General features: G+C 69.0%; 10 protein-coding genes. 6 read left to right on the plus strand and 4 right to left on the minus strand.

Annotated elements, in window-relative coordinates; all coding sequences use genetic code 11:
* The first annotated feature begins 1 nt into the window (after window position 1).
* Together ACFP6A_RS09835 and ACFP6A_RS09840 are read left to right on the plus strand one after the other, a co-directional pair.
* Window positions 2–3,049, plus strand: a complete 3,048-nt coding sequence (locus tag ACFP6A_RS09835; RefSeq protein ID WP_379603337.1) for an AAA family ATPase — start codon at window positions 2–4, stop codon at window positions 3,047–3,049.
* 43 nt (window positions 3,050–3,092) lie between these two features.
* Window positions 3,093–3,689 (plus strand): hypothetical protein, encoded by a 597-nt coding sequence (locus ACFP6A_RS09840; RefSeq protein WP_379603338.1) that lies wholly within the window; start codon window positions 3,093–3,095, stop codon window positions 3,687–3,689.
* A gap of 60 nt (window positions 3,690–3,749) precedes the next feature.
* Here the strand turns inward: ACFP6A_RS09840 and ACFP6A_RS09845 are convergent, their stop codons facing one another.
* Complete coding sequence (locus ACFP6A_RS09845; protein WP_379603339.1) at window positions 3,750–4,109, minus strand: type II toxin-antitoxin system HicB family antitoxin; 360 nt, start codon at window positions 4,107–4,109, stop codon at window positions 3,750–3,752.
* A gap of 203 nt (window positions 4,110–4,312) precedes the next feature.
* On the opposite strand from ACFP6A_RS09845, the gene ACFP6A_RS09850 reads away from it, so the two are divergent.
* Together ACFP6A_RS09850 and ACFP6A_RS09855 are read left to right on the plus strand one after the other, a co-directional pair.
* The gene (locus tag ACFP6A_RS09850) at window positions 4,313–7,930 is read left to right on the plus strand and encodes an ATP-binding cassette domain-containing protein (RefSeq protein ID WP_379603340.1); all 3,618 of its coding nucleotides are present in this window, start codon (window positions 4,313–4,315) and stop codon (window positions 7,928–7,930) included.
* Between the two features lie 84 nt (window positions 7,931–8,014).
* Complete coding sequence (locus ACFP6A_RS09855) at window positions 8,015–8,461, plus strand: acyl-CoA thioesterase (protein ID WP_379603341.1); 447 nt, start codon at window positions 8,015–8,017, stop codon at window positions 8,459–8,461.
* 16 nt (window positions 8,462–8,477) lie between these two features.
* Here ACFP6A_RS09855 and ACFP6A_RS09860 read toward each other — a convergent pair whose 3' ends face one another.
* Window positions 8,478–8,714 carry a hypothetical protein gene (locus ACFP6A_RS09860; RefSeq protein WP_379603342.1) on the minus strand — a complete coding sequence of 79 codons (237 nt, stop codon included), beginning with the start codon at window positions 8,712–8,714 and terminating at the stop codon, window positions 8,478–8,480.
* Between the two features lie 77 nt (window positions 8,715–8,791).
* Here ACFP6A_RS09860 and dcm point away from each other — a divergent pair, with 77 nt between their 5' ends.
* Window positions 8,792–10,108 carry a DNA (cytosine-5-)-methyltransferase gene (gene dcm / locus ACFP6A_RS09865; RefSeq protein WP_379603343.1) on the plus strand — a complete coding sequence of 439 codons (1,317 nt, stop codon included), beginning with the start codon at window positions 8,792–8,794 and terminating at the stop codon, window positions 10,106–10,108.
* Here the strand turns inward: dcm and ACFP6A_RS09870 are convergent.
* Together ACFP6A_RS09870 and ACFP6A_RS09875 are read right to left on the minus strand one after the other, a co-directional pair.
* Window positions 10,088–10,540, minus strand: coding sequence for a very short patch repair endonuclease (locus ACFP6A_RS09870; protein WP_379603344.1), 453 nt, complete (start codon window positions 10,538–10,540; stop codon window positions 10,088–10,090). The two genes, dcm and ACFP6A_RS09870, sit on opposite strands and share 21 nt — an antisense overlap.
* Window positions 10,515–12,728 (minus strand): RNA polymerase sigma factor, encoded by a 2,214-nt coding sequence (locus tag ACFP6A_RS09875; RefSeq protein ID WP_379603345.1) that lies wholly within the window; start codon window positions 12,726–12,728, stop codon window positions 10,515–10,517. Before ACFP6A_RS09875 ends, ACFP6A_RS09870 begins: the two co-directional genes overlap by 26 nt.
* Window positions 12,729–12,855: 127 nt before the next feature.
* On the opposite strand from ACFP6A_RS09875, the gene ACFP6A_RS09880 reads away from it, so the two are divergent.
* The gene (locus tag ACFP6A_RS09880; RefSeq protein WP_379603346.1) at window positions 12,856–14,442 is read left to right on the plus strand and encodes an ATP-binding protein; all 1,587 of its coding nucleotides are present in this window, start codon (window positions 12,856–12,858) and stop codon (window positions 14,440–14,442) included.
* Window positions 14,443–14,462 lie beyond the last annotated feature (20 nt).

Here is a 14,462-nt window from a genome sequence, read left to right on the forward strand (position 1 = left end):
CATGCGGATCGAGTCCGTCACCGCGCACGCGTTCGGCCCACTGGTCGACCAGAGCCTCGAGCTGGCCCCGGGGATGAACGTCATCGCCGGCGTCAACGAGTCGGCCAAGTCCTCCTGGCACGCCGCGATCTACGCCGCCCTCGTCGGCCGACGCCGCGGCCGGGGCGCGTCGACCAAGCAGGAGCGGGCCTTCGCCGCGAAGCACCGCCCGTGGGACCACCCGGACTGGCGGGTGTCCGCCGTCGTCGTCCTGAACGACGGCCGCAAGGTCGAGCTGACCCATGACCTCGAGGGCAAGGTCGACTGCCGGGCCATGGACCTGGCGCTCGGCCGCGACGTCTCCGACGAGATCATGCACGACGGCGCGCCGGACGCCTCCCGCTGGCTCGGCCTGGACCGCACGTCCTTCGCGGCGACCGCGTGCGTCTCCCAGGCACAGCTGCTGTCCGTGCTCGCCTCCGCGGAGGGACTGCAGGAGCACCTCCAGCGCGCGGCGTCCACCGCCGGCACCGACGCGACGGCCGCCGCTGCCCTCACCGCCCTCGACACGTTCATGCGTGAGCGGGTCGGACGCGACCAGGCCAACTCCACCCGTCCGCTGCGCAAGGTGAAGGACCGGCTGGCCGCCGCCCAGGCGGCACTCGACCGTGCCCGATCCGCCCACGAGGAGTACCTCGAGCTGGTCGAGGACGCCGACGTCCAGCGCGCCGCGGCCACCGCCGCCGAGGACGCCGTCCGCGCCGCCGAGGACGCCCACCGGTCCGCGCAGACGCTGGTGTCCCTCGTCCGGGACGCCGCGACCGCCGCCGAGCGTGTCGGCCTCGCCGAGCGGCACGCGCAGGACGCCGCCACCCGGCTGACCGCCGAGAGCGAGCGGCTGGATCGCATCGAAAAGTTGCACGCCACCTTCCCCGACGGGCCGCCGGCCCGGCACGAGGATGCCGGGCACCAGTCGCGGACGGTCACCGACGCCCTGGCCGCCTGGCGCGCCGCCCCGGCGCCACCCACCCTGCACGGGCCCACCGCCGCAGACCTCGAGGCCCAGGTGGAGGCCCTGCCGGCCGCACCGCAGGGCGACACGGCGGTCAGCGCGCAGGTCCGGACCGCACTCGACCGCTACCAGAACGCGGTGGCCGTGGCCCAGGCGCACGACGACCGCCGACCGCAGGTCACCGAGGGCTTGCACGAACGTCCCGACGTGGCCGCCGCCGTCGCCGCCGGGCCCGCCGTCGTCCGCGACCTCGCCTCCCAGCTGGACGGCGTCCGGAGCACCGAACCCGACACCGCGGACCTGGACCGCCAGCTGGAGCAGGCCCAGCGCGCGCTCGCTGCGGCACGCGCCGCCGGGGCACCGGCCGCATCCGGGCCGCGGACGGCGCTCGTCGGCTGGGTGCTCGCCGGGCTCGCCGCCGCGCTCGCGGTGGTGCTGGGCGTCGCCGGTCAGGTGCCGGCCGCCGTGGGCGCCGGGCTGGTCGCGGCCGGCGCCGCCGTCGGCGCGGTCGTCCTCGGACGACGGCGGGGCGCTCCGGCCGGCAGTAGTGCCCCGCCGGTCGACGTGCTGGCCGCCGAGCGGACCGTCGCCGAGCTCGAGGGGCGGCGTGCCGCTGCGTTGTCGGCCGCGCAGCGCGCCGAGGCGGTGCGGGCGGAGATCGAGTCCCGGGCCACGGCCCGCGGCCTGCCCACCGACCCGCAGCGCCTGCGCGAGCTGGCGGCTCAGGCCGAGCAGGTGCTCGAGGAACGCGGCCGGCTCGACCGGTGGGAGCGCGACGACCACACCTGCGCCGAGGACGTCACAGCGGCCGGTGACCGGCTGCGCGCGGCGCTGGCCGACCGTGGCCACCCGGTCCAGGACGGCGAGCCCGTCGAGAGCGCGGTGCGCGCCTACGAGGAGCAGTGCGCGGAGCGCGCGCAGACCGCCGCAGCGGCGTCGCGGCGCGACAGCCTTCTGGCCGCCCTGGACGCGCGGCGGCGTGAGGAGGCCGCCGCCGCGCAGGCGCACCGGCGCCGCGAGGAGGCCGGCGAGGCGCTGCGGTCCGCCGCAGCCCTGGTCGGCGTGATCGACCCGGCCGGCCCCGGCGGCGCGGACAACGACCTGGATCTTCTCGCCGTCCGACTCGAGCAGTGGCAGCAAGGCCAGGACGCCGCGGCCGCCGGCCGGGAGCAGCGCCAGCGCGAGTGGTCGGAGCTGACGACCCTGCTGGCGGGAGACACCGTCGAGGACGTCCGCAAGAACGTCCAGGTGCTGGCGGAGGACCGGGACCGGGCCGACCTCGCGCTTCACCGTGACCGGCAGGTGGCCGCGGAGGCCGCCGAGCGCCGCGACCAGCACGCCCGCGCCATCGGTGTTACCGGGTCGCTCGACGCGCAGGCCGCCGCCCAGCACCTGCAGGTAACCGGAGAGGCCCTCGACGCCGCCCGGGCCGAGGCCAGGCAGGCCGCTGCGCGGGCCGAGCACGCCGACGGCGTGCTGCAGGAACGGGCCCGCACCCTCTCGTCGGTGGCCGAGGCCGAGGAGGAGCTCGCCGCCGCCACCGCGGAGCTCGACCGGGTGACCGAGCTGTCCCGGACGTTGGCCCTCACCCAGCAGTTCCTCACCCGGGCCCAGGACACGGTGCACCGCGACATCGCCCCGGTGATCGCGACCACGCTGCGCGGCTGGCTGCCGGTAGTCACGGAAGGCCGGTACGTCGACGCCACCGTCGACCCGGCCACGCTGCGGGTGCAGGTGTGCGGGCCGGAGCGGCGCTGGCGGTCCGCGGACCAGCTGTCCGTGGGCACCGCTGAGCAGGTCTACCTCCTGCTGCGGGTGGCGCTGGCCGAGCACCTGACCACCGAGGGTGAGACGAGTCCGCTCCTGCTGGACGACGTCACGGTCCAGGCGGACGACGGGCGCACCCGCCAGCTGCTGGACCTGCTGCTGCGGCTGTCCGAGGAGCGGCAGATCGTGCTGTTCGCCCAGGAGCCGGTCGTGCTCGACTGGGCCAAGGAGCGGCTCGTCGACGAGCGGCGGCACAGCGTGGTCGAGCTGCCCCGGTTGGTCGTAGTGTGAATCCAGCGGCTGGCTCGTCGAACGTAGGGCCTCGGAGGTCGAGATGACCGACGCGTTGATCGCAGAGCTGAGGGAGCTGTCCCCGAGCCAATTCGCCAACGTCGTGCAGACAGCGTTGGCGGGTCGAGTCTCCGACGGTCGGGCCTCCGAGGTTGGGTCCCTCATCGTCGCCGTCCTCACCGAGGACGTGACGGTGGAGGCGCACGCCGGATCTCCGGTGAACGCCCGCACGCATCTGGAAGACGAGCTGCGCCGGGCGGTGATCCGTTCCGGCGCTCACCGGGCCGTGCTTGCCGAAGACCTGCTGGATTCTCGCGCTGTAGCTCAGGCGCTGGGACGGACTGGCCAGAATTCTCGTGAGGCCGCCAGCACCCTGCGTCGTGCCGGACGGCTGGTAGGCATCCCGTACCAGCACCAGTACCTGTACCCCGCGTTTCAGTTTGACCCGGTAGCCCGTTGCTTGCGAGCCGTGGTCTCCCAGGTGAACCACGAGCTGGGAGCGGCCGACGACCCCTGGGGCGTCGCCTCCTGGTGGGTTGGCAGTAACAGCCGGCTGGGAGGTCGTTCACCCAAGGACCTGTTGGGCACTCCTGGTGAACGAGACTTGATCACGTTGGCTGCCGCCGAGACCGGGGAGTGAACGGCCGTTCGATGGGGTTGCTCCTCGCCATATCTCGCCTGCGGCCATGCGTCGTGGAGATCATCGGTCGGCCATGAGCTTTCGAACCACCCATTGGTTGATGCTCAGATTCTCCTCGGCCGCACGCAGTGCAATGTCTCGGTGCAGCGTCTCGCCCAGCCGGAGATTGAACTTACCGGAGTAACTGCGCTCAGAGATCGGCTCCGGCACGTCTTCGCCCTGTTGCAGCATGTCGGCAATAACGTCTGACAGCAGGGCCTCAAGGCCTTGGAGAGCCTCGCTCTGGGAGGGTGCCAGCCACGAGAGGGAGGGAAACTCCACCACGGTGGCGACGAAGGCATCGTCTTCCGCCGACCAGGTGACGCGGTAGGTGTAGTGAGACACCTCGATGTACGGGCCCTGCTGGTCTGCCGGAGCCATACGCAGATGGTACTGCCAGCGGTACCACGTGGCAACGGTGCTCCCGGTGTCAGCGATCGGGTACCCGCAGCAGCGTTGACGGAAGGAGAGCGCGGCCGCGGCCCTCGCCGCCCGCTCGCCGGTCCGGACAGCCCTTGGCGGGCCTTCGCCGGCAGAAAAACCAGGCGAAAGACGTCCCCTCCTCCGCATAGCGTGACCTCACCATGGCTGCGATCACGGCGGAGGCCGCCACCCCGGACCAGCGGCGGGCGGCCCCTCCGGACGTCGACCCGTCCCGCCGGATCGACTGGCGGCGGCTGAAGACCGCCGTCGCGGCGGCCGCCCTAACCGCGTCCGCGGTAGGAGCGGTCGGGATGACGCTCGGCACCGTCGTGGCCGGGCAGCTCGCCGAGAACCCGACCCGGGCCCTGGTCTGGCTGCTCGCCGTCTGTCTCGTCGGCGCCGCCGTCATCGACACCGCCGGCAAGATCGCCTGGGTCGGCTGCTCGGACCGCGCCGAGGGCCGGCTGCGTGAGGACCTGCTCCAGGCGGCGCTGCGCCAGCCGCTGCCCGCGCTCAGCGAGCAGGCGGTCGGCGAGATCCTCGACCGGATCGACGACGACAGCCACGAGGTCGGCAACCTCGTCCGGTGGCAGTTCTGGATGCTCGCCCGCACCGTCTTCGGCGCCCTGCCGATGTGGGTGGTCGCCGGCGTCACCTGGTGGCCGTCCTTCATCCTGTTCCCGGTGCTCGCGGCCGTCACCTGGTTCGCCGTCCGGTCGCTGCTCGGGGAGATCTCGCGCCGCAAGGTCGTCGAGGAGATGGCGTGGACCGACCACGCCGCCGTCCTCGAGGAGGGCATCGCCGGCCGCGACGACCTGCGCACCAGCCTCGGCCAGGCCTACGTCCTGCGCCGCCTGGCCCGGCTCTCCGCCGACGTCCACGCGAAGTTCCGCTCGGTCGTCGACGTCGAGAGCCGCCTGGCCCGGCGCGCCGGCGTCCTGCTCCACGCTCTGCTGGCGGGCGTCGCGGTCGCCGGGGTGGCGCTCACCTCCAGCGGCGCCCTCTCGGTCGCCGAGGTGGTGACCCTCTTCCTCGTCACCTCCTCGTTCGTCGGCCAGATCGCGATGGTCGCCAACCACCTGCCGGACCTGCAGGCCGGCCTCGGGGCCGTCATCCGACTGCGGCAGATGCTGGGCGTCGTCCCCGAGCCGGAGGGTGGTCGGCCAGTCCCCGACGGGCCGGTCGACCTGGAACTACGGGGTCTCGACTTCTCCTACGCCGAGGGGACGTTCGCCCTGCGGGGTATCGACCTGCACGTCCCCGCCGGTCAGACGGTCGCCCTGGTCGGCCGCACCGGCTCCGGCAAGTCGACCCTGGCCGCCCTCGTGTCCCGGGCGATGGAGCCACCGCGCGGCGCGGTGCTCCTCGGCGGCGTCGATGTCCGGGACCTGGACCTCCAGCTCCTTCGGCGTTCGGTCGGCGTGGTCACGCAGCGCACGGAGATCCTCGCGGGCACCCTCGCCGAGAACATCACCCTGTTCGCCGACGTCCCGCGCGACCGGGTCGAGGCGGCGGTGGCGGAACTCGGGCTGGCCGGCTGGGTCGCCGGTCTCCCGGACGGTCTCGAGACGCTCCTCGGACCCGGGGGGACGTCGCTGTCGGCGGGGGAGGAGCAGCTGGTCGCGTTCGCGCGCCTGCTGGTCCGCGACGTCCGGGTGGTCGTGCTCGACGAGGCCACCGCCCGGATGGACCCGCTCACCGAGCGCCGCGTGGTGGCCGCCGCCGGCCGACTGCTCACGGCCCGGACCGGGATCCTCGTCGCCCACCGGCTGTCCACCATCGAGCGGGCCCCGCTGGTCGCCGTCCTGGACCGCGGGCGCATCGTTCAGCAGGGCCCCCGCACCGAGCTCGCCGTGACCCCCGGGCCGTTCCGCGACCTGCTGACGGCCAGCCGCAGCGACCACGGCCACGACCCCACCGCCGCGGACGGCATCGACGCCAAGGGGCAGGTCGCGGCCGAGCTCTCCACCGCCGAGCCTTCCGATGCCGAGTTCTCCCAGGCCGAGTTCTCCGCGGCCGAGCTCTCCGCGGCGGACCACGACGGCGTCGGGGGGCGCCGCCGGTCCGGTCCGCCGCCGGAGATCGAGGACGCCGGCACGGGTCCCTCGCTGGCGCGCGGCATCGCGCACGCGCTCGTGGTGCGTCCGGTGTGGGGGCTGCTCGGGGCGCTCCTGTTCCTGCTCGCCGCCCTCACCGGAGCGCAGGGCGCCGTCACCGGGCTCCTGTGGGGCCGGACCGTGGAGACCCTCCAGGCCGGCGGGGACCCGTGGTGGCTGACCGGCGCGGTCGCGGTGAGCCTGCTCGCCGCCCCGCTCATGCTGGCCAACGCCTTCTGGCGCTACCCCCGGTGGTGGGTGGAGGTCCTGCTCCGGGCCCGGATGGCGGTGCTCTACGGCCAGACGGGGCAGCGCCGGCTGGCCCGCACGCCGCCCGGCGAGGTCGTCGCCCGCTCGATGGACGCCGACCGCTACACCCGGTACGCCGACCGGTGGATCGACTTCCTCAACGGGCTGGTCATCGCCGGCGTCACCGCGGTGCTCGCCGGCACCTGGGTGGCCGGCGCGGTGCTGCTCGCCGTGATGGTCGCCTCGGCGCTCGCCTCGACGCTCGGCCGGCCCATCGCCGGTCGGTCGGCGGCCGCGGCGTCCGGGGCCCGGGCCAGGTTCGGGCGCGCCCTCGTCTCCGGGCTCGACTCGGTGCGGACCGTCAAGCTGGCTGCCGCCGTCCCCGAGCTGCATGCCCACCTGCGCCGCGTGGACTCCGGCCGGGTCGACGCCGCGGTCACGGAGCACCGGGTGCAGGCGTTCCTGGACGGCGTGCCCACGGTGATGGTGCAGAGCGGTGTCGTCGCGGCGTGGGGGATCTACTTCCTGGACGGCTGGAGCCTTGCGGTCGCCCTGCTCGTGGCCAACGCGGTCGGCGGGTTCGACTGGTTCGGTCGGGTCGCCGGGATGGTGGTCACCGAGGCGCCCGGGACCCGGGCATGGCAGAAGGAGACCAGCCGGTTCGCCGGCGGGGCCGACCTGATGGACCTCCCCCCGGACGTCGACCTCGTCACCGGGGCGGCCCCGGCGCCGGAGCCGGTCCGGCGGGTTCCGTTGGAGCGCCTCGAGTTGCGCGGCTTCTCGGCGATCCACGACGACGGCACGATCGGCGTCAGCAGCGTGAACCTCACCGTGGAGGCCGGCGAGCTCGTGCTGCTCGTCGGGCAGGTCGGCGCCGGCAAGTCCAGCCTGCTGTCGGCGCTTGCCGGGCTGATCGAGCACACCGGCGTCCTGCTCTGGAACGGCCGGCCGGTCACCGACCCCCAGGCGTTCCTTCGGCCCGCGCAGGTCGCCCACGTCGCCCAGGTGCCGCGGGTGCTGTCCGGCAGCTTCTCCGACAACGTGCTGCTGGGTCACCGGCGAACCTTCGAGGACCCGGTCTCCGCCGCCCGGCTCGGACGTGACATCGAGGACGCCGGTGGGAAGGACGCCGTCGTCGGGCACCGCGGCGTCCGGCTCTCCGGCGGGCAGGTCCAGCGGCTCGCCCTCGCGCGGGCGCTCGCCGCCGACACCGAGCTGCTCCTGGCCGACGACGTCTCCAGCGCCCTGGACGCCAGCACCGAGATCGAGTTGTGGGCCGCGCTGCGGGAACGGGGGACGACGGTGATCGGGGCCACGGCCAAGCGGGCAGCCCTGGCCCAGGCCGACCGGGTCGTCGTCCTCGTCGACGGAGAGGTGGCAGCCACCGGTCCCTGGCACGAGCTCGCGCCGGCGTGGAGTCACCTGGCGGGATGAGTGCTTCGCGGGATGAGTGGGACGCGGGGACGACACAGGACTGGACGTCGACACGCTGGCATCTCGGATCGCTAGCCTGGGCCGGTGACTGACCACGACCGGATCAACGAGCTGCTCGCCGGCTACCCCGTGAGGGTGGAGATCCCCGTGGCCTGGGGCGACATGGACGCCATGGGCCACGTGAACAACACCGTCTACTTCCGCTACTTCGAGACCGCGCGGATCGAGTGCTTCGACGTGCTCGGCCTGGGCTCGATCGAGCAGACACGCGGCGTCGGACCGATCCTGCACTCGGCCAGCTGCCGGTTCCGGATCCCGCTGACCCACCCCGACACCGTGACCGTCGGCGCGCAGATCGGGGACGTCGGCGACGACCGGTTCGTCATGCGGCACCGGATCGTGAGTCACCAGCACGGGGCGGTCGCCGCAGACGGCGAGTCGGTGATCGTCACTTTTGACTACGACACCAGCAGGAAGGCTCCGGTGTCGGAGGATCTGGCGGCGCGGCTGATGGAACTGCGTGAGGCCTGACCTTGGCTGATATTGGTCACAGCGCTGGAAAGGCGTTCCTGAGGATCTGTACGAGTTCCCTTGCGCGTTCCTCGTCCATCTGAAGCGACTGGCTCACGGTGCCTCGGTCCTGCCGGTCGTGGCTTCCGTAGGTGTCGAGCTGCACGACTCTGACGCCGTCTCGCTCGACGACCTTCCAGCCGCACGCGCACTCGCTGTGGCGTCGTCCACCTCCGTCCGATGGTAGGGGGAAGAACTGAGTGATGAACGCCACGGGGCTCCCTCCCTGGTGGTGGACTTGGCGCGGTGTGTCTCCGGTGGACTGTCGGCCACTACCGCTAGTTTCTGAACGTGTCCTTCGGCTTCGTTGACCTCTTCGCTGGCATCGGAGGGTTCCATGCTGCCCTGACCGCGCTAGGTGGGCGAGCCCTGCTTGCCTCGGAGATCGACCCATACCCGGCCTCCGTGTACGCCCGGAACTGGGGGGTCGTGCCTCACGGTGACGTCACTGCGTTGGCCGAGGACGCCGAGGCCCGGGTTCCTGAGCACCAGGTCCTGGCGGGAGGGTTCCCCTGCCAGCCCTTCAGCAAATCGGGCCGGCAACTGGGCATGGCCGAACTTCGGGGACGGCTTTTCAACGAGATTCTTCGCATTTTGGAGGCGCGAAAACCTCCCGTGGTGGTGCTGGAAAATGTTCGGAACATTGCTGGTCCGAGGCAGCGAACGGTGTGGGAGGCCGTACTGGACGGACTGCGTCATGCCGGGTACCGGGTGCCGCAGCAGCCGTGCGTCTTTAGTCCTCACCTGTTGCACCCAGATCGCGGCGGGTCCCCGCAGGTCCGTGACCGAGTCTACATTCTCGGCACCTATGTCGGCACAAAGCGCGCCCTGACAGAGACAGATGTGGATCCGGTGGTGCAGCGACGGCCCGTAGATGGTTGGGATCCGCACAAATGGGATCTCGAGCGGCACGTGCTGCAAGAGGAGCACGAGATCCTTGCCCGAGACACTTACTCTCTGAGTGAGACAGAGCAGGAGTGGGTGGCCGTGTGGAACGACTTCCTCGCTCGTACGCAGCACGTGCAACTGCCCGGATTTCCGCTGTGGAGCTTTTACTGGCACGACGATGCTGTTGTGGATGAGGCCGCTCCACTGTGGAAACAGGCCATCGAGAGAAAGAATATCAACTTCTACCGCGAAAACCGTCAGGCTATTCGCGGCTGGTTGCGAGCTAATCCCGAGGTGCGCTCTTTTCCCCCCAGCCGTCAGAAGCTCGAGTGGCAGGCGCAGGACGCCGTTCGAGATCTTCGGGCGTGTCTTCTTCACTTCCGGCCCTCCGGGATTCGTGCCAAAAAGCCGACCTACGCGCCGGCTCTGGTTGCTATCGCTCAGACACCCGTTGTCGGCCCACGTCTCCGCAAGATGACGCCGCGGGAAGCCGCCCGGCTACAGGGTTTCCCAGACTGGTTCGACTTCGGCGGCCAGCCCGTTGGCTTGACATACAAGCAGCTGGGCAACGCAGTCCACGTCGGCGCCGCATACTACGTGCTGGTTCAGCATCTCCTGCGGGACAAGGACGACCTGCTGGATCAGCCAGGGGGTGTTGAGCTAGTGACCGCGGCGGAGACCGCGCCACTTGCGCCGGTGCTACGGCCGCACTCCCAATAAGGCGCACAACTGTTCCTGGACTCTATCAGCCGCGCCGACGGGAAGCTCGTGTTCCCAGACCCTGAGGACTGACCAGCCTAGCTCCGCCAGACGGCGATTCGTGTCGGCATCTCGTTCTTGTGTCCGTTGAATCTTCCATGCCCACCAGTCTGTGTTGGTCCGAGGCGTGCTTCCATGCTGTTCGCAGCCATGCCAGAAGCAGCCATCGACCAGCACGATGAGGCGAGCACGGCTGAATACAATGTCTACTTTGCGTCGCGGCAGGCCCTCGATCCTTTGCTGGACTCGGTAGCGGAGTCCGCGTCGGTGAAGTTCTCGGCGAAGCGCAAGCTCTGGACCAGTGTGCTCTCTTCTGAGCGCCGAGTAACGGGCGCTGACTTGCGAAGCGGGCCTCACACGTGCTGGTTCACTGGAGCGCCGCATCAGAGCCATCCAAATTGTCGCTGTTGTGCTGCCGAGGAACGTGCGGCACGAAGTCGAACATGCCTCTCACTCGCGCTGCTTCGCGCAGTTCCCCGAGTGCCTTGCTTTCCAACTGACGGATCCGCTCACGGGTCACGCCATAGATCTTGCCGATCTCGTCGAGTGTGTGTGGCTCGCCGTCTATCCCGAAGCGATAGCGGAGTATGCCAGCCTGCCGGTAATCTAGGTTCTCAAGCAGACGCTGTATTCCGTTGACCACGGCCCAGCGCTCGGCGCTGTCGTCAGGTAGTAACGCGTCAGGGTCCACAATGACGGCAGCCAGCTCGTCCCACCACGACCCGTCCTCGTAGTAGCTAGTCGTCGCTCCGCAGCAGTGGTCAACGCGTACGTGCATGTTGAGCGAAAGTGGCGACCGAGCATAGCCCATGATTTCTTCAATCCGTTCTTCGGTCATCCCGAGGGCCGGCGCTAGGTCGGTCGCCGTGGCGGTCCGTCCGTGCAGGTTGCTGTATGAGCGTGCAGCAGCGGTGACCGTGTTGATGATCTCCACCATGTGGACGGGTATGCGGATGGTTCGGGCCTGGTCGGCCAGAGCTCGGGTGATGGACTGGCGGATCCACCAAGTGGCGTACGTGGAGAACTTGAACCCCTTCTCCGCGTCGAACTTCTCAACTGCACGGATAAGGCCGAGATTGCCCTCCTGAACCAGGTCCAGAAACTCCACCCCCCGGCCTGTGTACCGCTTGGCCACGGAGACGACGAGCCGCAGGTTTGCCTCGATTAAATGGTCCTTGGCGCGACGTCCATCTTGCGCGATCCATTCTAGCTCACGCCGAAGCGTGCCCTCTATTCGCGCGCCCGACATCAACTGCTCCTGGGCAAGTAGACCGGCCTCGATGCGCTTGGCGAGGCTGACCTCCTGCTCGGCGTTGAGCAGGGCCACTCTCCCGATCTTCTTGAGGTAGTCTTTGATGGGGTCCGTGGTCAGTACCGTTGCGTTTAACTGTGGGACGGGTTCGTCACCAACGTCCGTCGTTTCCGTTTGCTCGCGTGCCGGCCCCGCGCTGAATCTCTCCGATGGCTCCACGGACGAAGTCAGTGCTTTGGTGTCTTCCCGACGACTGAGTTTTCCTGTCCGGCGGACTTGCTTTTTCGAAGCGGGCTGATGCGGCGCGGGACGGCGCACTGGGCCAGTGGTCTCGGTAAATCCCCGCCGGGGGGTGGTCCGTGCGCCTTGAACCTCTGCCGGCTGTTCCGTCAGGACGCTCACACGTAGGGGAGGGCGGGGGTCAGGTTCGCCGACCACGTACACGCCGTTGTCCCAGCGCCTTCCCAGAACCTCAAGCACTAGATCGTCCAGCTGAGGACGGTCAGGCAAAGGCTTGGCCTCGGGAAAGCGAGCCCGAACTCGTCGCCGAAGAAACTCAAGGCTCACCTGCTGAACGGATTCCAGCCCGGTTCTCACGTGCTGCAGGGCGGTCTCGGGATGAAGACCGACGGCATACACGTCGCCGCGACGGTTAACAGTTGCTTCCGGCACAAGATGAGCGGCAAGAGTGGACCTGCGGTGCTCAGTCAGTTGAGCAATCGACGGGAGGCGGAACAGTTCGGTTGCCCTATCCAGACGGTCTGGAGTAAGGATTCCGACCGTGCTCAGATGGTTCCTGGTGATGTGAGCAAGCTCGCGGACCTGTTCAATCAACTCCTCCGTTGAGCCTTGATGTCCCGGAAGTGCGATGACCACCTGTCGACTGATACGCCTCCAGTCTAGAAGCTCCGCGGGTGCTGTCTCCACCGTGCATCGAGTCAGCGCATACACCGCGTCCCTGGCAACTCGATGATCGTGGATGTGCTGCGCAAGCTCACGGAGGGTAGCCACGCCTTCAAGCGCCGCCATAGTTTTCGCTACATTGTCCTGCCAGCGGAATCGAGCGGCGACCTTGTCCATACTCAGCTGCACCCTCCGCCACAGTGCGCGCGCTTCTGAGGGATCGAGGTCGAGGTAGTCCGCCGCTTCTCGGGCCGTCCGCGCATCCCCGGCCACCGTTGCGTCCGGCGGGGGCAGCAGCATGGAGAGAGCCAGAGACCGCGCTGACGACGACAGGTTGGCCTCGTCGAGCAGCTGGTCAAGGGTGACCGGGCTCGAGCCGGCGACGAGGTGGGTGGAGGGCGAACCAGTCAACCCGAGTGCTGTCACTGTGCTCCCCCGCTCTAACTCTAAGCAGTGTCGGCCAACGACACCTCCAACTGTAGGGGAGCCGCCGACAGCAAGGGGCTACGGCACCGCATGGCGCTCCGGCCTCTGTGGCACGACATGCGGCAAGATGGGTACGGTCAACGAGGAGCTCGAGAGGTACACCGTGAGTCAGAACGTCAGCATCCGCCCTGGGGTCCGCATGCTCGGGCTCTTCCCTCACATGCGCTACCGAGAGTGGTATGCGCTAGGTGAGCTGGTGGACAACAGCCTGCAGAGCTGGATCAGCAACCGCCTGGCCCTGCAGGAGGCCGACGGACCGGACTTCCAGCTTCAGATCCACATCAGTGTCGATCCGGCGGACGGCGGGTTGATCACTGTCAGGGACAATGCTGCCGGTATCGAGGCCAAGGACTGGGGCCGAGCGTTTCAGGTGGCGGAGCCTCCTAGCGACGCGACCGGTTTATCACAGTTCGGGATCGGCATGAAGGCAGCCGCTTGCTGGTTCGCCCGACGGTGGTCACTGCGGACGACGGCTCTCGGCGACCCTGTCGAGCGGTCGGTGGAGTTCGACGTCCCCGCCATCCTGGATGCCGGCATGGAAGAACTGGAGGTTGATGAGGGTGCCGTCGCTGCAGCGGAGCACTGGACTGAGCTTCGACTCTGGGACCTGCACCGCACCCCACGCGGACGAACAATCGCTAAGATCAAGGATCACCTGACGTCGATCTATCGTACGTTCCTCCGCGACGGCCGCGTTATGATTACGTACAACGGTGACCCCCTTGAGTACACAGAGCAGCCGATCCTGGTCGCTCCTGACTGGCGGGACCAAGAGGGTGAGCCGAGAACTTGGAAGAAGGATGTCCACTTGCGCCTCGACTCTGGCCGACGAGTTACGGGCTGGGTAGCTATACGCGAGTCGGGTAAGGGCCGAGAGGCGGGGCTAGCACTGCTCTACCGTGGGAAAGTAATCAGCGGCGCTGGGGATGACCTCTACAAGCCCGTGGAAATCTTCGCGTCCCAGAACTCGTTCGAGTCCCAACGCGTTTTTGGTGAACTCGACATGAGCGACTTCGACGTCACGTATACCAAGGACAGCCTCGTTTGGTTTGACGAGGAGGAGGACGTCATCCTTCAACTTAAGGAAGAGTTGGAGAGTGAGCCGCTTCCGATCCTGACGCAGGCCCGAAACTATCGCGCCCGTAAGCCGCAGGACGTGCCTAGGGACCGGCTGCTGGAAGTCGTCAACCGAACAGGCCAACTTCTTCGCAACGCCGGTGACCTCGGCGCGCTCTGGACAGCTGACGACGACGGTAAGAACGTGGAGGAGGCCACCGCGCCTTCCTACCTGACGGCTGACGTTACTCGCGAGGCTGCTACACCTGTTGACCGTCGGTTTGAAATTGCCCACGACGGGGAGAGCTGGCGTGCTGATCTAGAGCTCGTCGAGCAGCCTGCGATCCGGGACTGGCTGACCGTGCAACGCGCCGACGACGGTCCCACGCCGTTGGTCAGGATCACGGTGAACCAAGCGCACCCGTTCATGCGTGCTTTCTGTGAAATGCCGTCTCAAGACCTGGAACCAGTGTGGCGGGTGGCTGTCGCCGTGGGACTCGCGCAGGAAGTAGCCCGGTCGCGCGGAGCCAGGTTTCCAAACTATGTCACCCAAGCCGTGAACGCCATGGTCCGCGTTCTGGCGGTCCAACCGTCCTAGCGTTGCCCTGAGGACTTGAC

It is taken from the genome of Quadrisphaera sp. GCM10027208 (assembly GCF_042658805.1).
In the GTDB taxonomy this organism is placed as follows: Bacteria; Actinomycetota; Actinomycetes; order Actinomycetales; family SCSIO-59966; genus SCSIO-59966.

What these genes read in the sequence shown, in the direction of transcription:
- ACFP6A_RS09835 (WP_379603337.1), top strand. Translation starts at nt 2, where the DNA reads ATGCGGATCGAGTCCGTCACCGCGCACGCGTTCGGCCCACTGGTCGAC.
- ACFP6A_RS09840 (WP_379603338.1), top strand. Translation starts at nt 3,093, where the DNA reads ATGACCGACGCGTTGATCGCAGAGCTGAGGGAGCTGTCCCCGAGCCAA.
- ACFP6A_RS09845 (WP_379603339.1), bottom strand. Translation starts at nt 4,109, where the DNA reads ATGGCTCCGGCAGACCAGCAGGGCCCGTACATCGAGGTGTCTCACTAC.
- ACFP6A_RS09850 (WP_379603340.1), top strand. Translation starts at nt 4,313, where the DNA reads ATGGCTGCGATCACGGCGGAGGCCGCCACCCCGGACCAGCGGCGGGCG.
- ACFP6A_RS09870 (WP_379603344.1), bottom strand. Translation starts at nt 10,540, where the DNA reads ATGGCTCTGATGCGGCGCTCCAGTGAACCAGCACGTGTGAGGCCCGCT.
- ACFP6A_RS09880 (WP_379603346.1), top strand. Translation starts at nt 12,856, where the DNA reads ATGGGTACGGTCAACGAGGAGCTCGAGAGGTACACCGTGAGTCAGAAC.